General features: G+C 58.8%; 20 protein-coding genes and 1 riboswitch. Of the genes, 3 read left to right on the top strand and 17 right to left on the bottom strand.

All coding sequences use genetic code 11. The features are described from left to right. The first annotated feature begins 19 nt into the window (after positions 1-19). Positions 20-1,240 carry a M20 family metallopeptidase gene (locus tag DWY76_RS04415; RefSeq protein ID WP_120080042.1) on the top strand — a complete coding sequence of 407 codons (1,221 nt, stop codon included), beginning with the start codon at positions 20-22 and terminating at the stop codon, positions 1,238-1,240. Positions 1,241-1,435: 195 nt separating this feature from the next. Here the strand turns inward: DWY76_RS04415 and DWY76_RS04410 are convergent, their stop codons facing one another. From DWY76_RS04410 to DWY76_RS04395, 4 genes are all read right to left on the bottom strand, one after another. Then, on the bottom strand, positions 1,436-2,359 hold the full coding sequence (locus DWY76_RS04410; RefSeq protein ID WP_243111928.1) for a hypothetical protein: 924 nt from the start codon (positions 2,357-2,359) through the stop codon (positions 1,436-1,438). A 24-nt stretch (positions 2,360-2,383) separates the two neighbouring features. Then, positions 2,384-3,703, bottom strand: coding sequence for a competence/damage-inducible protein A (locus tag DWY76_RS04405; RefSeq protein ID WP_120080038.1), 1,320 nt, complete (start codon positions 3,701-3,703; stop codon positions 2,384-2,386). A 5-nt stretch (positions 3,704-3,708) separates the two neighbouring features. Further along, positions 3,709-4,908, bottom strand: coding sequence for a tRNA uracil 4-sulfurtransferase ThiI (thiI, locus tag DWY76_RS04400; RefSeq protein WP_005944312.1), 1,200 nt, complete (start codon positions 4,906-4,908; stop codon positions 3,709-3,711). A gap of 355 nt (positions 4,909-5,263) precedes the next feature. Beyond that, positions 5,264-6,415, bottom strand: a complete 1,152-nt coding sequence (locus DWY76_RS04395; RefSeq protein ID WP_120080036.1) for a cysteine desulfurase family protein — start codon at positions 6,413-6,415, stop codon at positions 5,264-5,266. 233 nt (positions 6,416-6,648) lie between these two features. Then, a riboswitch (ZMP/ZTP riboswitch) is annotated at positions 6,649-6,735 on the top strand. A 212-nt stretch (positions 6,736-6,947) separates the two neighbouring features. Here DWY76_RS04395 and DWY76_RS04385 point away from each other — a divergent pair. Continuing rightward, complete coding sequence (locus tag DWY76_RS04385) at positions 6,948-8,609, top strand: formate--tetrahydrofolate ligase (RefSeq protein WP_120080034.1); 1,662 nt, start codon at positions 6,948-6,950, stop codon at positions 8,607-8,609. Positions 8,610-8,659: 50 nt separating this feature from the next. Here DWY76_RS04385 and DWY76_RS04380 read toward each other — a convergent pair whose 3' ends face one another. Continuing rightward, positions 8,660-9,562: a GDSL-type esterase/lipase family protein gene (locus DWY76_RS04380; RefSeq protein ID WP_005944322.1), complete on the bottom strand. Its 903-nt coding sequence runs from the start codon at positions 9,560-9,562 to the stop codon at positions 8,660-8,662. Positions 9,563-9,802: 240 nt separating this feature from the next. Here DWY76_RS04380 and DWY76_RS04375 point away from each other — a divergent pair, with 240 nt between their 5' ends. Next, complete coding sequence (locus DWY76_RS04375) at positions 9,803-10,087, top strand: hypothetical protein (protein WP_097775268.1); 285 nt, start codon at positions 9,803-9,805, stop codon at positions 10,085-10,087. A gap of 43 nt (positions 10,088-10,130) precedes the next feature. Here DWY76_RS04375 and DWY76_RS04370 read toward each other — a convergent pair whose 3' ends face one another. The 12 genes from DWY76_RS04370 to rdgB all read right to left on the bottom strand — a co-directional run bounded on the left by DWY76_RS04370 (position 10,131) and on the right by rdgB (position 20,232). Next, on the bottom strand, positions 10,131-10,721 hold the full coding sequence (locus DWY76_RS04370) for a CD1247 N-terminal domain-containing protein (RefSeq protein ID WP_118526304.1): 591 nt from the start codon (positions 10,719-10,721) through the stop codon (positions 10,131-10,133). Between the two features lie 86 nt (positions 10,722-10,807). Then, a complete protein-coding gene (gene efp, locus DWY76_RS04365) occupies positions 10,808-11,365 on the bottom strand; it encodes an elongation factor P (RefSeq protein WP_005928281.1) in 558 nt (185 codons plus the stop codon). Between the two features lie 119 nt (positions 11,366-11,484). Continuing rightward, positions 11,485-12,351 carry a TIM barrel protein gene (locus DWY76_RS04360; protein WP_120080032.1) on the bottom strand — a complete coding sequence of 289 codons (867 nt, stop codon included), beginning with the start codon at positions 12,349-12,351 and terminating at the stop codon, positions 11,485-11,487. Beyond that, the gene (locus tag DWY76_RS04355) at positions 12,348-12,851 is read right to left on the bottom strand and encodes a YqeG family HAD IIIA-type phosphatase (protein ID WP_120080030.1); all 504 of its coding nucleotides are present in this window, start codon (positions 12,849-12,851) and stop codon (positions 12,348-12,350) included. The genes DWY76_RS04360 and DWY76_RS04355 overlap by 4 nt, the downstream gene beginning before the upstream one ends. A gap of 108 nt (positions 12,852-12,959) precedes the next feature. Beyond that, positions 12,960-13,136: a 30S ribosomal protein S21 gene (rpsU, locus tag DWY76_RS04350; RefSeq protein WP_005928271.1), complete on the bottom strand. Its 177-nt coding sequence runs from the start codon at positions 13,134-13,136 to the stop codon at positions 12,960-12,962. A 221-nt stretch (positions 13,137-13,357) separates the two neighbouring features. Further along, a complete protein-coding gene (gene leuS / locus DWY76_RS04345; protein ID WP_120080028.1) occupies positions 13,358-15,907 on the bottom strand; it encodes a leucine--tRNA ligase in 2,550 nt (849 codons plus the stop codon). Positions 15,908-16,155: 248 nt separating this feature from the next. Continuing rightward, entirely contained in the window at positions 16,156-16,539 is a 384-nt protein-coding gene (gene rsfS, locus DWY76_RS04340; protein ID WP_005944348.1) for a ribosome silencing factor, read from the bottom strand. Between the two features lie 22 nt (positions 16,540-16,561). Beyond that, entirely contained in the window at positions 16,562-17,935 is a 1,374-nt protein-coding gene (locus DWY76_RS04335; protein WP_242961883.1) for an LCP family protein, read from the bottom strand. A 138-nt stretch (positions 17,936-18,073) separates the two neighbouring features. Then, positions 18,074-18,652: a bis(5'-nucleosyl)-tetraphosphatase (symmetrical) YqeK gene (gene yqeK, locus DWY76_RS04330; protein WP_005944360.1), complete on the bottom strand. Its 579-nt coding sequence runs from the start codon at positions 18,650-18,652 to the stop codon at positions 18,074-18,076. After that, the gene (nadD, locus tag DWY76_RS04325) at positions 18,603-19,286 is read right to left on the bottom strand and encodes a nicotinate (nicotinamide) nucleotide adenylyltransferase (protein ID WP_120080026.1); all 684 of its coding nucleotides are present in this window, start codon (positions 19,284-19,286) and stop codon (positions 18,603-18,605) included. Before nadD ends, yqeK begins: the two co-directional genes overlap by 50 nt. Positions 19,287-19,288: 2 nt before the next feature. After that, complete coding sequence (locus DWY76_RS04320) at positions 19,289-19,585, bottom strand: YhbY family RNA-binding protein (RefSeq protein ID WP_005944364.1); 297 nt, start codon at positions 19,583-19,585, stop codon at positions 19,289-19,291. A gap of 14 nt (positions 19,586-19,599) precedes the next feature. Continuing rightward, positions 19,600-20,232 carry an RdgB/HAM1 family non-canonical purine NTP pyrophosphatase gene (rdgB, locus tag DWY76_RS04315; protein WP_120080024.1) on the bottom strand — a complete coding sequence of 211 codons (633 nt, stop codon included), beginning with the start codon at positions 20,230-20,232 and terminating at the stop codon, positions 19,600-19,602. Between the last annotated feature and the right edge of the window lie 3 nt (positions 20,233-20,235).

The following is a 20,235-nucleotide window of genomic DNA, read 5'->3' as shown; positions in this document are numbered from 1 at the left end:
AGAGGGAGTTGATTTTGGAATGATCACACCAGAAAAACTGCTCGAATCCGCAAAGGAGCTGGAAACCCAGCTGCGCACATGGCGGCGCACCCTGCACCGCCACCCGGAGGTAGGCTTTGACCTGCCCGAGACAAAAGCGCTGGTCAAAAAAGCCCTGACCGAGATGGGCTATGCCCCGCAGGACTGCGGCAAGTGCGGCGTACTCGCGCTAGCGGGCGGCAAGCGCCCCGGCAAGACCATCCTGCTGCGCGGTGACATGGATGCTTTGCCCATTCAGGAAGAATCCGGTGAGGAGTTTGCTTCCGAGATCCCGGGCCGGATGCACGGCTGCGGCCACGATATGCACACCGCCATGATGCTGGGTGCGGCAAAGCTGCTCAAAGAACACGAGGACAAGATCGAGGGCACCATCAAGCTGGAATTCCAGCCTGCAGAGGAGATCTTTCAGGGTTCGCTGGACATGCTGAAAAACGGCCTGCTGGAAAACCCGAAGGTGGACGCTGCCGTGATGTTCCACGTTCTGGCCGGGATGCCCCTGCCCGTTGGCACCGTGCTGGTGCCGGGCGGCGGCATCACCATGGCAAGCTGTGAGCAGTACCACATCACCGTACACGGCAAGGGCGGCCATGGCTCCATGCCCAACGCCTGCATCGACCCCATCACCGCAGCGGCCCACATCCACATTGCCCTGCAGGAGATCAACAGCCGTGAGCTGGACCCCGCCAAGTTTGGCGTGTTCACCACGGGCCGGTTTGAAGCTGGCAAGGCATCCAACGTCATCCCGGATTCTGCCGATATGTGGGGCACTATCCGCACGGTGGACCCCGAAGGTGCCGTGAGCGAGCAGATCCACCAGCGCATGACCGAGATCGCGCAGGGCGTGGCGGCAGCCTATCGCTGCACTGCTGATGTGGAGTTCAGCGACCACTGCCCCTGCATGGTGGTGGATACGCCTCTTGCCAAGAATGCCCTGACCTATATGACCGAACTGCTGGGCCGTGGTGCCATGGATATGACCGTCCTCACCGGCGGCAAGCCCGGCGGCGGCAGCGAGGACTTTGCCTTTGTCAGTCATGAAGTGCCTACCGTGAGCATGTTCCTCTCCGCCGGAAATGCCAAGGAGGGCTATGTTTACGGCCAGCACCACCCCAAGGTGCGCTTTGACGACAGCGTGCTGTACGAGGGCTCTGCGGCCTATGTTTATATGGCTCTGCGCTGGCTGAGCGACCACAAGGCATAACCATTTAGAATAGCCGCCATTTCATTCTGGCTATCTTCAGCGGAAAATTTATTATTTATTTGAACCTCCGAAAAATCCGCGGATTTTCCGGAGGTTCTTTTTCACGGATGGGTTCGGAGCAGCACACTGCATCTCTTAAAAAAACGCCTTTATAAACAAAAAATCCCGGAAGGTTCGCACCCTCCGGGGTCTTTTTTATATCAGTTTTGCCCCCGCATGGGGCAGGCTGTCGGCGCCAAGGCTCTGCAACCTCTGGGGCAGGGCGGCGAGGTCGCCGCCGGTGTAATACCACGCAGCGGCAAACGCGGCCAGTGCCAGAATCAGCAGAAAAATCAGGGCATTCCGCACCCTGTGCCGTTTGCGCGGCGCTGCTGTCGGTGCATCCGGCTCCGGCTTGTCCGGCAGGCGCTGCGCCGTCAGGGCATCTGCCGGGATGGCCCTGCCATACTTCTGCCAGATCGTTCCCGCCGCCTGCGGCAGACCGGAAGCCGCCCGGCGGATCATATCCAGCAGCCACAAAGCAGGCGTATCTGCATTGGCCACCGTGCGCACCCAGCAGCCTTTCCGGCCGCCCAGAAACAGCACCGTGTCCTCGGCGCGCTCCAGACACCCGGCTGCAAAGTCTGCACCCACAAGGCGCTGCGCTGCCCGCACACGGGTAAGCTTTGCCGGCACCGGCCCGCCCTTGACCCGGCAGACCTTTGCGCTCAGCTTTTCCCGCACCTTTGCATCGGCATAGCTCATGGCTCCAAAATCAAACACTTTTTCTGCGCCGGCCACCGTTTCCATCCGGGCTTCCAGCAGAGTGCCTGCGTCGGCATCGCAGCACACCAGCAGCCTGTGGTGCGTTTCCAGCGCCTGCACCGCTGCATGAACAAGGGTCATCTCCCCTTCTCCGTACAGCTCTGCCGCAAAGCGGCCGTTCAGGGCCTTGCGGGCCTTTTCCAGCCCGGCAGGCGTTTCGGCCTGCAGGGCCGCAAGCACCTCTGCCCCACGGCCACGGCACTGGGCAGCAAGTCCTGTCTGCTGCACTGCCTGTTGTACTGCCCACAGCGGTGCGCCAAACAACCGCAGCACACAGGTGGTCTGCGTTTTTTCTTCGTGTATCAACTGCTTCACCCCCGCGGCCCGGGGCCGCTCGTATTAACCCTTGAGGAAGGTGCTGTCCAGTGCCGTCAGAGCCGCAGCATCATGCCGGGCGCTTTTTGCCAGTGCCTGTGTATCTGCAGGAACTTTGCCCTGAGCCAGACGCAGCGCCAGTTCCAGTGCCGCCTGTGCCGCGCGGGCACGCACCAGCGCACGGTCGGGGCGGGAGACGAAGAGCTTTTTTACATAGACGGTCTCACCGCAGGCAGCACCCAGATACACCGTGCCCACCGGGCGGACGGCATCGCCGCCGTTGGGGCCTGCCAGACCGGTGACGCTGACAGCGATATCGGCCCCGGCAGCTTCGGCTGCGCCCAGTGCCATCTGTGCTGCCACCGGTGCGGACACCACATTGTACTTTGCGATCGCCGCCGGGTCTACACCGATCATCTTTGCCTTGGCCTGCTCCCAGTAGGTAACAAAGCCGAAGCCGAACACCTCACTTGCACCGGACACATTGGTCAGCCGCTGGGCGATCATGCCGCCTGTGCAGCTTTCTGCCGTGGCAATGGTGAGTCCCTTTTTCTTCAGGGTGTGCACCAGAGTCTCTTCCAGACCGGTCACATCCTCATCATACACCGCATCACCCAGCAGATCATAGAACTTTGTGGCGTATGCGCGGCACATTTTTTCGGCTGAACTGTCGGTTTCTGCCCGGGCAGTAATGCGGATCTCGCACTCGCCGGTCTTGCAGTAGATGGCGGCGGTGGGATTTGCGTTTTCCAGCAGATGCCGCACACGGTATTCGATATCGCTTTCGCCGCCCAGCACCCGCAGCGTGATGGAATGCAGGGTGCAGTTCTGACGGGCCAGCAGCAGCGGGCGCACGCTCTCCTCCCACATGGCCTTCATTTCGTGAGGCACGCCGGGCATGAGCACAGCACAGTGGCCATCCTGTTCAAACCATGCACCGGGGGCCGTGCCGTGGTTGTTGATGACCTTGTGGCCGTGCACCGGCACCATGGCCTGCTTGCGGTTGTTTGGGGTCGTCTTGCGCCCGGTACGAGTGAAGAAATCCACGATCTTCTGCCATTCTTCCGGGTCAAAAGCCAGCGTGTCGCCGTAGCATCCAGCAACCGTCTCCTTGGTCAGGTCATCCGCCGTGGGGCCAAGGCCGCCGGTGAACACCAGCAGGTCGCACCGCTGCTTTGCTTCGTTGACGAAATCCGCCAAACGGCCGTGGTTGTCGCCAATGGTGCTCTCGCGCTGGACGGTGATGCCCAGAGCCGCCAGTTCCCGGCTGAGGTACTGGGCGTTGGTGTTGAGAATGTTGCCGAGCAGCAGCTCGGTGCCCACACTGATGATCTCTGCTGTCATGGCTTTCACCCCTCAAATTCGACCTGATCGGTGATACGGATGCGGATGCGCTCGGCGCTCTCTGCTGCTTCGGCTTCCAGCGCGGCAAGGCCGGGCATGGCGGCTTCGGCTTCCAGAATTTCGGCCAGCTCCGGGCGGATCTTCGGATGCGGCGGGGTGAAGATGGTGCAGCAGTCCTCGTAGGGCAGGATGCTGGTCTCAAAGGTGTTGATGTGGCGGGCCGTCTCCACGATCTCGGTCTTGTCCATGCCGATGAGCGGGCGCAGGATGGGCAGATCCTGCGCAGCATCGGTGCACTGCAGGGCCTTGACGGTCTGGCTGGCTACCTGAGCCAGACTCTCGCCGGTAACAAGGGCTTCGCAGCCCTGCTTCTTGGCAATAACGTTGGCAATGCGCATCATGCTGCGGCGCATCAGCACCGTGAACAGCACATCCGGAGCATTATCCCGGATGTACTCCTGCGGCTTGGTGTAGGGCACGACGAACAGATTGGAGCTGCCCGTATAGATGCTGGTGAGCTGCGCCAGAGCTTTTACCTTGAGCTTTGCGCGCTCCGAAGTGTACGGCGGAGACGCAAAGTGGATGTGGTCCAGTGCCAGACCGCGCTTTGCCATGCGGTAAGCTGCCACGGGACTGTCGATGCCGCCAGACAGCATGTTCAATGCACGGCCGCTGGTGCCCACGGGCAGACCGCCCTCGCCGGGCACTTTGGGGCCGTGGATGTAGGCACCGTAATCACGAATTTCTACGATCACCTTGAAATCCGGGTTATGCACATCCACCTTGAGGTAGTTGTGTTTGCCCAGCAGATAGGCACCCAGCTCCCGCATCAATTCAGGGCTGGTCATGGGGTAGGTCTTGTCGGAGCGGCGGGCTTCCACCTTGAAGGTGCGGATGCCGTGCAGACTGGCACCGAGGTAATCCTCAGCGGTCTGGCAGATGGTGTCAAAGTCCTTGTCGCAGACCACGGCGCGGCTGAGCGCCGCAAGGCCGAACACCTTGCTCACCCGGTCAAAGGCGAGGTCCATATCCACGTCCTCTTCCTCAGGCTCCATGTAAAAGGTGGACTGGGTGCAGTAGACCTTGAACTTGCCCACGGTCTTGAGCCGGTAGCGCAGAATTTTCATCATCGCCGACTCGAACTGGTTGCGGTTGAGGCCTTTCAGGGACATTTCACCCTGATAGCCCATGATAATTTCATGCATAAATGTTGTATCTCCTAGGTTACGATTTAACATGGCCTCCGCTTGCGCTCTGGCCATTCTCAGCGGAAATTTTAATATTTATATTTGTGTTCTGAAAATGACTGCGGTCATTTCCAGAACACTTTTTCACGGGCAGGGTCGTAACGGTCAGCGGCATCCATCCTCCTATTCGCGAAAGTATCCTGACGAAAAATACAGAGGAACAATTTGCTGCATCTGCCGGTCCGGACCCCTTCCGTAAAAATGCGTTTGGAGTGCCCCGCAGGGCACGACAAACGCCCTAATCAGAATGATCCTTCCTCTAAACATGGCCAGAGCAAAGCGGCGGCCATTCCAGATGGTCCTGCCTGTGGAATCACTTCCGGATCCTCTGCAAGCTCTTCATTCCGTCCTCAAAGCGGTTGAGGAAAGCATCCACATCCTCGGGGGTGTTGTCGCCGCAGAAGGACACGCGGATGGCCGTGTCGATGGCAAGCGGGTCTTTGCCCATTGCCGCCAGCGTGTGGCTGGGCTGGCCGCGGCCGCAGGCACTTGCCGAGGAAACATATACCTGTGCTTCGGCCAGCCATGCCAGCATCGTCTCGCTCTTGATGCACATCTCACTGAAGTTCAGCACCTCGGGCACCGCGTTTTCCGGGCTGTTGAGCTCCACCTCCGGAAAGGCCTTCAGGCCGTCCCGCAGACGCTGGTTCAAGGCCTTCATAGCGGTGTCACGGCTCTTCATGGTCTTGGCAAGACGGGTGGCGGCTGCGGCAAGACCCATGGCATAGGGCAGGTTCTCGGTGCCCGGGCGCAGGCCGCGCTCCTGCTCACCGCCGAGGTACGGCGGCCGGAACGCCTGCACCAGACGGTCAGAAAGATACAGCGCGCCAATGCCCTTGGGAGCGTGGATCTTGTGGCCGCTCACCGACAGGGTGTCGATGTTCGTCAACTTGATGGGCACACGCATCCACGCCTGCACTGCGTCCACATGGACAATGGTGCGGCTGTTGCGGCGCTTGACCTCGGCGGCAAGGCGTTCCACATCGTTGCGGGTGCCCACCTCGTTGTTCACCATCATGCAGGCCACGAGGATGGTGTTCTTGTCCACATGCTCCAGCATTTCGTTGATATCCAATGTGCCGTCCGGGCGGGGCTTGACTACCGTGACGTTGTAGCCCTGCTTCGCCAGCTCTTCCAGCGGGCGCTGGACGCTGGGGTGCTCAAAGCCGGACACCACGATGCCCTTGCCGAAAGTGCGGGTGCGCACCGCGCCCAGCAGGGCCAGATTGTTGCTCTCGCTGCCGCAGGAGGTAAAATACAGCTCCTTTGGCTTGCAGCCCAGTGTACGGGCCACAGCGGCACGGGCGGCGTTCAGTGCTTCCTCGCTGCGGGCACCGGGGCCGTACAGGCTGGACGGGTTTGCCCAGTGTTCCCGCATGGCCTTGTCGATGACATCCGCCACCTCGGAAGCCACCATGGTGGTAGCGGCGTTATCCAGATAATGCAATTCAGGGTTTTGCAGCATAAAAGGGATTCCTGCTTTCTGTTTTTATAATAATCCAGTTTAATTATAGCACAGAAAGCTGTAGAACGCAAAATATTCGCGTTTGCGAACGCAGCGCAGCAATGAAAGCCCCAGTGGGGCTTTTAAGCGACAGAACGGTCTTGCGCAGCAAGATGGAGGGGCCTCGCCCCGACAAGTTCGTATATGTTTTTCCTTGACAAACACCCCGGCATTGTGCTATCTTTACTGCATAGAGACCGTATCTCTGCTGACGGAACCTTGTGGAGCACCACAGTGCAGGGATGGCGGGAGAGTCAATGCCGACCGTCTGGGCAGCCTTGCGCAATTGCTGCGCAAAGCTGCCTTTTTTGTTGTCGGAAGTTGTTTTTATAAGCAGGGTGCGTTGAATGGCGGGATTTTTTGTCCGCAGACAAGGCGATTTTTCGCAGCAATCCTGACGGATTGCAAGGGAAAGCAACGCAGGATGCGAGCAAAAAGGCCGTTCAGGCGGCGTGCAATGCTTGTAAAAACGACTTCCAAAGGAGGATGTCTGATGAAAACCGATATCGAGATCGCACAGGAAGCCAAAATGAGACCCATCACCGAGATCGCCGCCCAGCTGGGCCTTTCCGATGAGCACGTGATTCCCTATGGCCGCTACAAGGCCAAGATCGACCACCGCCTGATCCACGATGCCAAAAAGCAGGGCAAGCTGATCCTCGTCACCGCCATCAGCCCCACCCCGGCGGGCGAGGGCAAAACCACCACCAGCGTGGGTCTGGCCGATGCCATGAACGCTCTGGGCAAAAAGACCATGCTCTGCCTGCGTGAGCCCAGCCTTGGCCCGGTGTTCGGTGTCAAGGGCGGCGCAGCCGGCGGCGGCTACGCACAGGTGGTGCCCATGGAGGATATCAACCTGCACTTTACCGGCGATCTGCACGCCATCGGCACAGCCAACAACCTGCTGGCTGCCATGATCGATAACAGCATCCAGCAGGGCAACCCGCTGAACATCGACCCCCGCCGCATCACATGGAAGCGCTGCATGGACATGAACGACCGCCAGCTGCGGTTCATCGTGGACGGTCTGGGCGGCAAGGTGAACGGTACCCCCCGCGAGGACGGCTTTGATATCACCGTTGCCAGCGAGGTGATGGCAATTTTCTGCCTTGCCACCAGCATTTCCGATCTGAAGGAGCGTCTTTCCAAGATCGTGTGCGCCTACACCTACGACGGCAAACCCGTCACTGCCGGTGAGATCGGTGCTGCCGGTGCCATGACCGCCCTGCTGAAGGACGCGCTGGACCCGAACCTTGTACAGACGCTGGAAAACAACCCCGCCATCATCCACGGCGGTCCCTTTGCCAACATCGCCCACGGCTGCAACAGCGTGCTGGCTACCAAGCTGAGCCTTTCTCTGGCCGACTACACTATCACTGAGGCCGGTTTCGGTGCCGATCTGGGCGCAGAGAAGTTTTTGGATATCAAGTGCCGCTACGCCGGTATCGCTCCCTCTGCCTGCGTGCTGGTGGCCACTGTGCGTGCCCTCAAGAGCCACGGCGGCGTGGCAAAGGCCGATCTGAGCCAGCCCAACCTCGAAGCCGTCAAGGCCGGTGCATCCAACCTCATCCGCCACATCGACAACCTGAAAAATGGCTTCGGCCTGCCGGTGGTGGTCGCCATCAATGCCTTCCCCACCGATACCGCCGAAGAGCAGGCCTACGTGGAGCAGGTGTGCGCCGAGCAGGGTGTTCCCTGCGTGCTGAGCGAGGTGTTCGCCAAGGGCGGCGAGGGCGGCAAGGCGCTGGCCGAGAAGGTGCTGGAGGTGCTGGAGGATCGTCCCATCCAGTACACCTACCCGCTGGAAATGCCCCTGAAGGACAAGATCAACGCCATCGCCACCAAAATTTACCGGGCCGACGGCGTGAACTACAGCGCCGCCGCCAGCAAGACACTGGCCGAGCTGACTGAGATGGGTTACGGAAACCTGCCCGTGTGCATCGCCAAGACCCAGTACAGCTTCAGCGACAACGCAAAGCTCATCGGTGCCCCCACCGGCTTTACCATGGAGGTGCGCGAGGTGCGCCTTGCTGCTGGTGCCGGTTTCGTGGTGGTCATCTGCGGTAATATCATGACCATGCCGGGCCTGCCCAAGAAGCCCGCCGCTGTGGGCATCGATGTGGATGCCAACGGCAAGATCACCGGCCTGTTCTAAGTTTCAAGTAAAAAATAAGAGGTTCGCTCAGTGAACGAACCTCTTATTTTTTATCCTTCTGTGTGGCTGCACAGATAATCCGTCCATACGGCATACCCGGCGGGTCTCAAATGGTAGCCGTCCGGCTGGGCGTAGCTTTCGATCAGGTCGCCGTTTTCATCTGCCAGCACTTCCCACAGGTTGAGAAAATAGCAGTTCTTTTCCAGCGCAATGGCTGCCAGCTCATTGTTGATCTGGCACAGGCGGTCGCGGTTCAAGCCCTCATGGCCGGACTTCTGGCATACTTCCGGCCGCACCGGCGTGATGGACTGCACATAGATCTTTGCATTTGGCAGTGTCTGGCTCAGCATGTCCAGCATCAGCCGGTAATAGGTCAAAAAGCTGCTATAATCGGTATCGCGGCCCAGCACGTTGGTGCCCAGCAGAACATAAATAGCTCTGGGCTGCTGGGCGGTCAACGCTTCTAGCGGCACCTCAGCCACGCCGTCGGTGCGCTTGCAGGTGGTGCCGTTGACGATCACGTTCGGCCCAACACCCTTGTACGCACAGAACATGGCGTTCTGCATTCCCTCCTCGTACAGCTGCATACCCTGCGTCAGGCTGTCGCCCACAAAGCTCACGTCATTGAACCATTCCTTGCCCACAGCCGTGCTGCTCTTTGGCAGCGCCGCCATACGGAAATCCAGCGCAGTGGCCGCGCTGTCTGCAAGCGTCTGCACCGTGAGCTGCCGCGCCACCGCGTAGGAGGCCGTGTTCCAAGTATTATCCTGTGTTACCTCCTGCAGGATGGTGTTCTGCCCAACGCCGGAGGGCCGCTGTTCCCGGTGCAGGCTCTTCCACAACATCCCGATGGCTCCCACCAGCAAAAGCAGCAGCAGCAAAGCTGTCGCCATGAACCGCCTGCGCCAGCGTTTGCGCAACACGCGCCGCCGGTATTCCTGATAGTCTGCCATGCTGTCTCCCTCACTTTTCTGCCCGGGCTATGCTGCGGGCTTTCTCGTTCTTAGTATACCATATCTGTGCATTCCGGCAAGACCCGTTTTCTGCCAGAGTGCCTAAAATTGCAGATTCTTTTGCACGCAGGCATGCCATTGTGTGCAAAAAGCCCGCCTTCTATTGGGTCAAAAGCTTGCATCCTGTACCATAGATGTGTTATACTGAACTGAACTACTATTGATAGGGAGGCTTTCACGATGGCATTTACTCCAAAACTGACTTATAAAGGCAAGCCCCTCGTCCGCAAGGACAATGAGCTGTACTACGGCAATATGACCGACCCATATGTGCTCTATCTGCAGATCACGACCACCAAGCCTGTGGGCGACCAGCAGGTTGCAGACAAGGTCCACCTGATGCTGCTCTCTACCGACACCACCAAGGCTCCGCAGGAGCGCGTGATGCGTCAGACCACCAAGATCGGCCTGTACAACGCTTTGGACATCGGCAGCATCTGGCTGCAGAAGGCAAACGCACAGTAAACAAAAAAAGACCGCTGCACCGGAGTGCAGCGGTCTTTTTTGCTTATTCTTCGGTCACTTCAAAGTCGAGGGGCTTGCCGCAGTTCGGGCACTTGGGTGCGCCGTCCAGCAGTTCGTCTTCCTCAAACACGGCGGTAGTGCCGCAGTCCGGGCAGGTCACTTCGTACTGCACGGGGCCATCCTCGGCATCCTCTTCGCCGTCCCCTTCCAGAGCGACCTCAAAGGTCACGCCGCAGTGCGCGCAGTTGGCTTCGCCTGCATCCAGATCATCCTCGCTGACGTAAACGGTCTCGCCGCAGTTGGGGCAGGCCACTTCATAGAACGGCTCGCTGGCGATGTCATCATCCTTGGCATCGTCGTCGCCATCGGTGTCCTCATCCTCAGCGTCCTCGCTTTCGCCGTCTTCGTCCTCCTCCTCGTACAGATCTGCTTCCAGATCTTCCAGCTCATCGCTCAGGTCGTTGATCTGGTCGTAGGCGCGGGAAAGATCTTCGTCCACGCTCTCGATGACCTCAGCCATTTCACCCAGCAGTGCGCTCATGGCCTTGATGATCTTGCCCTCTTTGGTGGTATCATCAATGCCCAGACCATCGACCAGACCCTGCAGATAAGCTGCCTTTTTGTTCAGTTCCATACGAATGCCCTCCTTAAAATGAAAAAATCGGAGTTTTAAAAAACCGGGCAGACGGTTGCCCGCAGCCCGGTTTGGCGTTAAAGAGATCAGACGCGCTCCATATACTCGCCGGTGCGGGTATCGATGCGGATGTGGTCGCCCTCGTTGATGAACAGAGGCACACGAATCTCAGCACCGGTCTCGACGGTAGCGGGCTTCAGGGTGTTGGTGGCAGTGTTGCCCTTGACACCCGGCTCGGTCTGGGTAACTTCCAGCTCGATGAAGTTGGGGATCTCGACGCTGAACACCTTGCCCTTGTAGCTCAGCAGCTTGCACAGCTCGTTCTCCTTGCAGAACTTGAAGTTATCGGGCACATCGGCTGCGTTGACGGGGATGTCATCGTAGGTCTCGTTGTCCATGAAGTGGTACAGATCGCCATCCTCGTAGCTATAGGTCACATCCTTGCGCTCGATGAAAGCCTGCGGGAACTTTGCGGTCGGGTTGTAGCTGGTCTCAACCACAGAGCCGGTAATCACGTTCTTGGTCTTGGTACGGACAAAGGCAGCGCCCTTGCCGGGCTTCACGTGCTGGAACTCAACGACCTGAAGAACCTGGCCGTCCTGCTCAAAGGTCACGCCATTGCGAAACTCGCCTGCAGAAATCATAGGAATTCCTCCATTAGTTTAATCTCAAATGCTTAACGCATATCTCTATTTATTTTACCCAATCCGTTTGCATTTGGCAAGGGGTTTCGGCAAAAAAGACGATAAAAACACAAAATTTTTTACGTTTTGCACGCTGCATGGTACATCTGCTGCATAGCCCCGGCATCCTCAGCCTGCGTGCCTGCGCTCTCGCAGATGATAACCGGCTGCAGCTTCCGCTCAGCCAGCAGTTCCATCAGCGGCTGCGGCTCCGGGCCGAACTGGGTCTCGGCAAAGGTCCAGTGGCGCTTTTCGCCACCCGCCGAATACTCGATGCGGGAAAAATGCACATGGAACCGTTCTGCCCGTTGGTCCCCCAGCTTTTCTGCCATGCGGTCAAAGATGGCAGCGTAGTCCTCTTTCGAGCGGATGCCGCCCAGAGTGCGGGCATTCAGGTGGCCGAAGTCGATGCAGGGCGTAATGCGCTTATCCACGCCGCACAGCGCCAGCACCTCGTCCAGTGTGCCCAGCTGGCCGATCTTACCCATGGTTTCCGGGCAGAGAGTCATATCGGCAAAGCCTGCTTCGTCCAGCGCTTCCACGGCACGGCGCATGGTATCCAGCGCTTTTTCAAGGGCCGCTTCCCGGCTCTGCTTGCCGCAGCTGCCGGAGTGGAAGATGATGCGTCTGCCGCCCAGCGCTTTGCACACCGCCGCACTTTGCAGCAGATACTGGATGCTGTTGAGCCGCTTTTCCTCTTCCAGACTGGACATGCTGATATAATACGGTGCATGCACGCTGAACAGGATATCCTTTGGCCCGGCCAGTGCGGCCATTTTTGCAGCCTTGTCCAGCCCCAGACGCACGCCCCGTCCGCACTGGTACTCGAAGGCGTTCAGCCCCATCTTTGCAGTGTACTCCGGCACATCCAGACTGCTCTTGTACCCTTGGGCTGCAAAGCTGTCGCTGGTGCCTGCGGTGCCGAACCGGATCTTCCAATCGCTCACAGAGTCTTGCCTCCCCGGTCATAGTATTTCTGCCAGTGTTTTTTCTCCCACTTACGCTTGAGGATGACCTGCGCACCGAGGTCCGGGCCGCGGGGCACCACCATCAGGCCCGGAATGCCGTACAGCGCTGCCGCCATGCGGTCGGCATAGAGCTGGTCGCCCACCATCGCCATCTGACGGCGCTTCACGCCCATGCGGTGCTGCGCCGCCATCAGAGCAAAGGGCAGCGGCTTTGCAGAGCGGTACAGGTACGCAAGGCCCAGCTTCTGGGCAAAGGGCCGCACCCGCTTTTCCGCACCGTTGGACACGATGGTGAGCCTGACATCCGCCCTGCGCATAGTGTCCAACCACACGGCTACATCTTCCGGCAGCTCCTGACTGCGGTCGGCGGTGAGGGTGTTATCGATATCCAGCACCAGCGCAGTGATGCCTTTTGCCGCCAGCCATTCCGGCGTGATGTGGGTGACATCCTTGAAAACGTATTCGGGGGTGATGAGCATAGTATTTCTCCCTGCAATGAAAATAGGGGAGCCTGCAATACAGGCTCCCCTACATCGGCGTTAGCAACGCGTATGAAATCTAAAGCAACAGCGACTTCAAGTGATCAATTACTTGAACTTGCGCTTGCGGGCTGCTTCGGACTTCTTCTTGCGCTTGACAGACGGCTTCTCGTAAGCCTCGCGCTTACGGACCTCTGCGAGCACACCGCTGCGAGCGGTGCTGCGCTTGAAGCGACGCAGTGCGCTTTCCAGCGACTCGCCCTCTTTAACACGAATTTCCGACATCTTATTCCCTCCCTTGGACCGTGAGGCAGGAATTTCGTTGTTACATGGTAACTAACAGTAGACAGTATAGCGCATTTTCTCCGGTTCGTCAACCTTTTTTTGAAAGTTTTTTGCGCAAAATCTTTGAAAAGATTTTGAATAAACGTTCCCGGGTGTTTTATGCGCCAGTCCGCCTCTGCGGGTAGTTGTATATCCAGCCTTTCGGCAGGGTATCGGTTGGTTTAGCCCTTGACAGCCAGATTGACCAGACGGCCCTTGACGTAGATCTCCTTGACCAGCTGCTTGCCTTCCAGAGCGGCAGCAACAGCGGGGTCAGCCTTGGCGGCAGCAATGGCGGCAGCAGCGTCAATGTCGGCAGCCACCTTCAGGCGGGCCTTCACCTTGCCGTTCACCTGCACAGCGATCTCCACTGTGCTTTCCACGCACTTGGCCTCTTCGTACTTGGGCCAAGGGTAGTAAGCCAGCTGCTCGTCGTGGCTGTGGCCCAGCTTCTCCCACAGCTCTTCGGTCATGTGGGGAGCAAACGGGTTCAGCAGCTGAACAACGGTCTCCAGCTCGGCCTTGGTCGCGCCGCCGTTGTCGTACAGGGCGTTCACCAGCGTCATGAGCTGGGCAATGGCGGTGTTCATCTTCAGAGTCTCGATGTCAGCGCCCACCTTCTTGATGGTCTGGTGCATCAGGGTCTCGATCTGCGGGCGATAGCCCTCGCCCTCCACCAGCTTGTCGCTCAGCGTCCACACGCGGTCCAGGAAGCGGTTGCAGCCTGCAATGGCAGAGGTCTGCCACGGTGCAGCCTGTTCAAAGTCGCCCATGAACATCTCGTACAGACGCATGGTGTCAGCACCGTACTGGTCCACCACCTCGTCCGGGTTGATGACGTTGCCCAGAGACTTGGACATCTTCACGATGGGGTGGCGTGACATTTCGCCGTACTTTTCTTCCAGAGCCTTTTCAGCGGCCTTCTGGCTGCCGTACTCCTTCAGCAGCTTTTCCTGCTCCTCAGCGGGCAGGTTGACAAAGCTGTGGGGGTTCAGGCCCAGGATCATGCCGTGAGCGGTACGCTTCTGGTAGGGTTCCGGAGAAGGCACAGCGCCGATATCATACAGGAACTTATGCCAGAAACGGCTGTACAGCAGATGCAGGGTGGTGTGCTCCATGCCGCCGTTGTACCAGTCCACCGGAGACCAGTATTCCAGAGCTTCCTTGGAAGCAATGGCATCCTTGCAGTGGGGATCCATGTAGCGCAGGAAGTACCAGGAAGAACCGGCCCACTGGGGCATGGTGTCAGTCTCGCGGGTAGCGGGGCCGCCGCAGCAGGGGCAGGTAGTCTTGACCCAGTCCTTGTGGCGGGCCAGCGGAGATTCTCCGTCCGGACCCGGCTCAAAATCGGTGATGTCCGGCAGGGTCAGGGGCAGGCTGCTCTCGGGCAGGGGCTGCCAGCCGCACTTTTCACACTTGACCATGGGGATGGGTTCGCCCCAGTAGCGCTGACGGCTGAACACCCAGTCGCGCAGCTTGTAGTTGACCTTATCGCAGCCCTTGCCGTTTGCCTCCAGCCAGTCGATCATCTTTTTCTTTGCATCGGTGACGGACAGGCCGTTCAGGAAGCCGGAGTTGACCAGCGTGCCGGTGGCCACATCGGTGAAGGCGGCTTCGTCCAGATTGGACGGGGTATTGCCCTTGACCACCTCGATGATGGGCAGGCCGAACTTCTTGGCAAACTCCCAGTCGCGGGTATCGTGGGCGGGCACAGCCATGATGGCACCGGTGCCGTAGGTGGACAGAACGTAGTCGGAGATGAAAATAGGGATCTCGGTATCGTTGACCGGGTTGATGCCCATGACGCCTTCCAGCTTGACACCGGTCTTTTCCTTGTTCAGCTCGCTGCGCTCAAAGTCGCTTTTGCGGGCTGCCTCGGCCTGATAGGCCTTGACGGCATCGGCATTCTTGAGGATGCCCTTGTCCAGCCACTCCTTGACCATAGCGTGCTCCGGAGAAACGACCATGTAGGTGGCACCAAACAGGGTGTCACAGCGGGTGGTGTACACGGTCAGGGTATCGCCTGCGGTGGTGCCGAAGTTGACCTCTGCGCCGTGGCTGCGGCCGATCCAGTTCTTCTGCTGGGTGGCAACGCGCTCAATGTAATCCAGACCGTCCAGACCATCGATCAGCTTATCGGCATAAGCGGTGATCTTGAGCATCCACTGGCTCTTGACGCGGTGAACGACCTCGCTGCCGCAGCGCTCGCACACGCCGTTGACAACTTCCTCGTTGGCCAGCACGCACTTGCAGCCGGTGCACCAGTTGACGTTCATTTCCTTCTTGTAAGCCAGACCATGCTTATACAGCTGCAGGAAGATCCACTGGGTCCACTTGTAGTACTCGGGGTCGGTGGTATTGATCTCGCGGTCCCAGTCAAAGGAGAAGCCCAAAGCCTTCAGCTGACTGCGGAAGTGGTCCACATTGTTCTTGGTGACAATGGCCGGGTGGATGTGGTTCTTCATGGCAAAGTTCTCAGTGGGCAGGCCAAAAGCGTCCCAGCCCATGGGGTACAGCACATTGTAGCCGTTCTGACGGCGCTTGCGGCTGACCACGTCCAGCGCGGTGTAGCTGCGGGGATGGCCTACATGCAGGCCGGCACCCGACGGATACGGGAACTCGACCAGTGCATAGAACTTGGGTTTTTTGTGGTCGATCTCGACATGGAAGGTCTTTTCGTCCTCCCACACCTTCTGCCACTTGGCTTCAACTGCCTTGTAATCGTACTTCATGTTGTTAATCAGCTCCAGACTTTATCCAAAATACCGTTGCTTGGGGGCGTATGCTTTCAAGCTATCTGCCTTTGCCAGAAAACCCTCTCCGTCATCGCTGCGCGATGCCACCTCTCCCGAAGGGGAGAGGTTTTATGCAGACCGCAGCCTTCCCTCTTTTGCGCAAGCTCCCCCTTTCGGGGGAGCTGTCAGGGCGGACGCCCTGACTGAGAGGGTTCTTTTTTCAGGTAGACAGCTGTTTGCCTGAATCATTCAAGGGTGCTGTCAGGGGTGAGGTACTCGGAGATATCAATGGGCTCACCATCTGCCCACAGGTGCTCCAGATCGTAATAGGTGCGGGTGTTGGGCACGAATACGTGCACGATGACGTTGGAATAATCCAGCAGCACCCAGTTCTTGGAGTCGTAGCCCTCCGTGCTGTAGGGCTCCAGACCCTTCTGGGAAAGCTCGTACTCCACCTCGTCGGCCAGAGACGCCACCTGCGTGGTGGAAGTGCCGGAGGCAATGACAAAGTAATCGGTGAGCACGGTCAGGCTTTCCACCTTGAGCACGCGCACATCGTGGGCCTTTTTCTTATCCAGGATCTTTGCGATCTCAATGGCAAGCGCCTTGCTGTCGTTGAAGTTCTCCATATGTTTTTCCTTTCTGTCAGTTTCAGTTTGCGGAGCCTGCGGCCTGACCGTCGGTGGTAACAGCGCCATCAAGGTCTGTATCGCCGTTCAGGATGGCATCGTCCGACTCCTTATCGATGCGGCCCATATACTGCACGTTGGCATCGGTGGATGCACTGCCGTGGGGCCACTCGTCGGTGACAAGGTTCATTTCGCTCACATCAATGGGGCCGGTGTAGGTGCAGAAATACTGGTTGAGCAGGTTTGCAATGGAACCCGCATCCGGCACCACGCAGGAGTAACCGGCAAAGGTGTCGGTCTTGCCCACATTGGGCACGCCCATGAACACCGGCGTCTGCGCCAGAATGATGTTGGAGCTGTCGAGCTTGAGGAAGGACACCACCAGCTTTGCAATGGTGGAAATGTCCATATCCGTCTTGATATAGTTCTTGAACACCAGCGGCAGCTGGTTCAGGATATCGGTAACGCCCATGGCGCGGGCACGCTTGAACAGGCCGGCATAGAAATAGCGCTGCATGTTCAGGCGGTCGATATCGGAATTGGCGTAGCCGTCGCCGTGGCGGCAGCGCACAAAGAACTCTGCCGATGCACCGTTCAGATTGCGGTAGCCCTTGAGCAGCTTGCTGCCGCCGTAGGACATATCGTGAGGGATATACACCTCAATGCCGCCAAAGTTATCCACCATATCCACCAGTGCCTGCATATCCACCGTCACATAGTAATCGATGGGCAGTCGGAACTGATCGTAGATGACATCGGCCAGAGCGGCGATGCTGCCGCCGTTGGAGATTGCCACCGAGTTGATCTGATAATTCGTGGCGGCGTAGGTCTTGCCATTGGAAAGGGTGATCTTTTTGTTCTTGGTGGTGACAAGGCTGTTGCGGGGGATCTGCAGCATCCGCAGTGCACCGTTCTTGATGTCGAACTGCACGTACAGGATCATATCGGTCATGCCGTCGTTAGAGGTGGGGTCGTTGGAATAATTGCGGCCCTCTTCATAGTCGATGCCGCAGACCAGAATGTTCACCACATCGCCCTTGTATTCCTCGGCTGTCTTCACCTCTTCCTCAATGGTAGGGGTGCTGTCGTCCGGGCGGATGCTGTCCTCCACCTTGTTTACAAGGCTGACTCCGTACACCACCACACCGGAGATCACCGCGATGATGGCCATGACCACTGCAAAAGGCAGCCAGAGGGGCATTTTCTTTTTCTTTTTGCGGCGGCGCGGCGGCTTCTGCCCTGCTCCCTGTGCCGGGCGGCGCGGCGGCTCATTGTGTGCACCGCCTGCGCTCTGCTTTGCATCCGTGCTGGACGCAGCGTGGCGCGGTGCGGCTGCTGCCGGATCTGGCCGGTTCAGAGAACGCGAAGTATTGATATGGCGTGGCGTCTGGCTCATGCTTTTTTGTATCCTCCAGATTTTCGCGGTCCTGCAAAAAAATGTTCCTGCAGACCTGTCATGCTCTTAAGTATAGCATTATCCGACGAAATCTGCAATCCGTTTTCTGTTTCCGCTTGTTTCAGAGCAGCTGTGCTCTCACCGTTCATTCTTCCCGCTGCGGGCAAGGATATCCTCATAGGCAGCCTTGGACATCGGGTCAAGGGGCTTGCCCTGCGAGAGCACAAAATCGTTGGTCTGCTTCAGCGCGGCCAGCATAGCGGCATCCAGATTCTTTTTTTCCAGCTTGCGCAGCTTTTCCACGCCGGGCCAATCCCGCTCCGCGCTGGTCATATCGGCCAGATACAAAATTTTGTCAAGCCGGGTCATGCCGGGTTTGCCCGCCGTGTGGCAGGCAATAGCGCTAAGCACCGCTTCGTCGGTCACACCCCACTGGGTGCGGGCCAGAATGGCGGCGCACACGCCGTGCCACACCGGGGCCGGGCGCTCTTCGCCGCCCTCGGCATACTGGGGGTAAGCGCGCAGAATCTCGCGCATCTCATCCTTGCTGATTTCCTTGGCGGAGTCGTGCAGCAGGGCTGCCAGCGCGGCGCGCTCCTCATCCTCACCGTAGATCTTTGCCAGCTTGACGGCCATTTTTTTTACATTCAAGGTATGCTCATAGCGCTTATCGCTCAAGCGGCCGCGCACAAGCTCCTTTGCCTGTTTGAGGTTCATTGGCTGATACTTCCTTTTTGTAGAGTTTCTCCCGGCGGATGACCGCCCGCACCGCCTCCGGCAGCTCAGCTTCACACCCTTCGCCTGCAGTCAGACGGGTGCGGATGTCGCTGCTGGCCATGGGCAGCGCCTGTACCGGTGCAAACAGGATGCGTGCCCCGGTGGGGTCCAGCCGGAGAGCCTTTGCGTGCAGCTCGGGGTCGTCGCCCATATGGCGGCTGGTGACCACCAGATGGGCAAGGCGCAGGATATCCTGCCAGCGGTGCCAGCCGTCAAAGCTCAGCAGCATATCGCTGCCAATGGCAAGGTACAGCTGTGCCCCGGGGTAGTCCCGGGCCAGTTTTTCCACCGTGAGCACCGTATAGTTGCGGTTTCCGGCAGCGGCCTGCTCGATCTCCCAGCCGCTGACTTCCAGCTGCGGGATAGTGTCCGCATCCTCTTCCAGTGCATGGAAGCAGCTGCACATTTCCAGCCGCAGTGCGCCCGGCGCAGAGGTCTTCTGCTTGAAGGGCGAAAGCCCGGCAGGCATCACCACCACCTTATCCGGTTGCACGCGGGCAGCGGCAGCGCGCAGATTGTTCAGGTGTCCGTTATGGGGCGGGTCAAATGTACCGCCGTAGAGAAGAACTTTCATTTTTACTTCAGCAGATCAGCGTAGGCGCTGTCCTTTTTCTTCTGCAGGTACAGCACGAACTTGGAGCCGATCACCTGTACGCAGTCGGCACCGGTGGCCTCAGCCAGCTTGACCGAAGCTTCACGGGCATTGTACATGCTGTTTTCCAGCACCTTGAGCTTGATGAGCTCACGGGCATCCAGACAGTCCTTCACGCCCTGGATCATGGTCTCGTCGATCTCGCCCTTACCCACGATGAAAACGGGGTCCATGGTGTTTGCCTTGCCGCGCAGAATGGCGCGCTGTTTGCTTGTCAGCATAGTTTTTTCTCCTTTTATTTCAAAAAATCAGGTAGTTCTTTTTCCAATTCCGCCAGCGCATTGCCGCGGTGGCTGATGGCATCCTTTTCGTCGGGCATCAGCTGGGCGTAGCTGCGCTCCTCGGTGTTGGGGCGCTTATCGTGCTTTCCCACGCCGCAGTCGGCGGGGATGAACAGCGGGTCGTAGCCAAAGCCGTAGTCCCCGCACAGCCGCTCAAAGGCGATGCTGCCCGGGCACTCGCCCATGCAGGTCAGATGCCGCCCATCCGGCAGGATGAAGCACACCGCGGACACGAACTTTGCACCCCGCTGCCCGGCAGGCACAGCCTGCATGACATCCAGAAGCTTGTCGTTGTTGGCTTCGTCGTCGCCGTGGCGGCCGCAGTAGCGGGCGCTGTAGACGCCAGGCGCACCGCCCAGCGCATCCACGCACAGGCCGGAGTCATCGGCGATGGTGGGCAGACCGCATGCCCTGCAGATAGTCTCGGCCTTGATGAGGGCGTTCTCGGCAAAGGTGGTGCCGGTCTCCTCCGGCTCGATGGTGATGCCCAGCTCCTTCTGGCTGACCACCTCGTGGCCCTGCGCTTCCAGAATGCGGCGCAGTTCGCGGAGCTTTCCGGCGTTGCCGGTAGCTGCACAAATTTTCATGCT

It is taken from the genome of Faecalibacterium sp. AF27-11BH, assembly GCF_003603005.1.
GTDB classification, from domain to species: domain Bacteria; phylum Bacillota; class Clostridia; order Oscillospirales; family Ruminococcaceae; genus Faecalibacterium; species Faecalibacterium taiwanense.
This window is presented reverse-complemented; position numbering and strand designations above follow the sequence as displayed.

What these genes read in the sequence shown, in the direction of transcription:
- DWY76_RS04415 (WP_120080042.1), top strand. Translation starts at nt 20, where the DNA reads ATGATCACACCAGAAAAACTGCTCGAATCCGCAAAGGAGCTGGAAACC.
- DWY76_RS04405 (WP_120080038.1), bottom strand. Translation starts at nt 3,703, where the DNA reads ATGACAGCAGAGATCATCAGTGTGGGCACCGAGCTGCTGCTCGGCAAC.
- thiI (WP_005944312.1), bottom strand. Translation starts at nt 4,908, where the DNA reads ATGCATGAAATTATCATGGGCTATCAGGGTGAAATGTCCCTGAAAGGC.
- DWY76_RS04395 (WP_120080036.1), bottom strand. Translation starts at nt 6,415, where the DNA reads ATGCTGCAAAACCCTGAATTGCATTATCTGGATAACGCCGCTACCACC.
- DWY76_RS04385 (WP_120080034.1), top strand. Translation starts at nt 6,948, where the DNA reads ATGAAAACCGATATCGAGATCGCACAGGAAGCCAAAATGAGACCCATC.
- DWY76_RS04380 (WP_005944322.1), bottom strand. Translation starts at nt 9,562, where the DNA reads ATGGCAGACTATCAGGAATACCGGCGGCGCGTGTTGCGCAAACGCTGG.
- DWY76_RS04375 (WP_097775268.1), top strand. Translation starts at nt 9,803, where the DNA reads ATGGCATTTACTCCAAAACTGACTTATAAAGGCAAGCCCCTCGTCCGC.
- DWY76_RS04370 (WP_118526304.1), bottom strand. Translation starts at nt 10,721, where the DNA reads ATGGAACTGAACAAAAAGGCAGCTTATCTGCAGGGTCTGGTCGATGGT.
- efp (WP_005928281.1), bottom strand. Translation starts at nt 11,365, where the DNA reads ATGATTTCTGCAGGCGAGTTTCGCAATGGCGTGACCTTTGAGCAGGAC.
- DWY76_RS04355 (WP_120080030.1), bottom strand. Translation starts at nt 12,851, where the DNA reads ATGCTCATCACCCCCGAATACGTTTTCAAGGATGTCACCCACATCACG.
- rpsU (WP_005928271.1), bottom strand. Translation starts at nt 13,136, where the DNA reads ATGTCGGAAATTCGTGTTAAAGAGGGCGAGTCGCTGGAAAGCGCACTG.
- leuS (WP_120080028.1), bottom strand. Translation starts at nt 15,907, where the DNA reads ATGAAGTACGATTACAAGGCAGTTGAAGCCAAGTGGCAGAAGGTGTGG.
- rsfS (WP_005944348.1), bottom strand. Translation starts at nt 16,539, where the DNA reads ATGGAGAACTTCAACGACAGCAAGGCGCTTGCCATTGAGATCGCAAAG.
- DWY76_RS04335 (WP_242961883.1), bottom strand. Translation starts at nt 17,935, where the DNA reads ATGAGCCAGACGCCACGCCATATCAATACTTCGCGTTCTCTGAACCGG.
- yqeK (WP_005944360.1), bottom strand. Translation starts at nt 18,652, where the DNA reads ATGAACCTCAAACAGGCAAAGGAGCTTGTGCGCGGCCGCTTGAGCGAT.
- nadD (WP_120080026.1), bottom strand. Translation starts at nt 19,286, where the DNA reads ATGAAAGTTCTTCTCTACGGCGGTACATTTGACCCGCCCCATAACGGA.
- DWY76_RS04320 (WP_005944364.1), bottom strand. Translation starts at nt 19,585, where the DNA reads ATGCTGACAAGCAAACAGCGCGCCATTCTGCGCGGCAAGGCAAACACC.
- rdgB (WP_120080024.1), bottom strand. Translation starts at nt 20,232, where the DNA reads ATGAAAATTTGTGCAGCTACCGGCAACGCCGGAAAGCTCCGCGAACTG.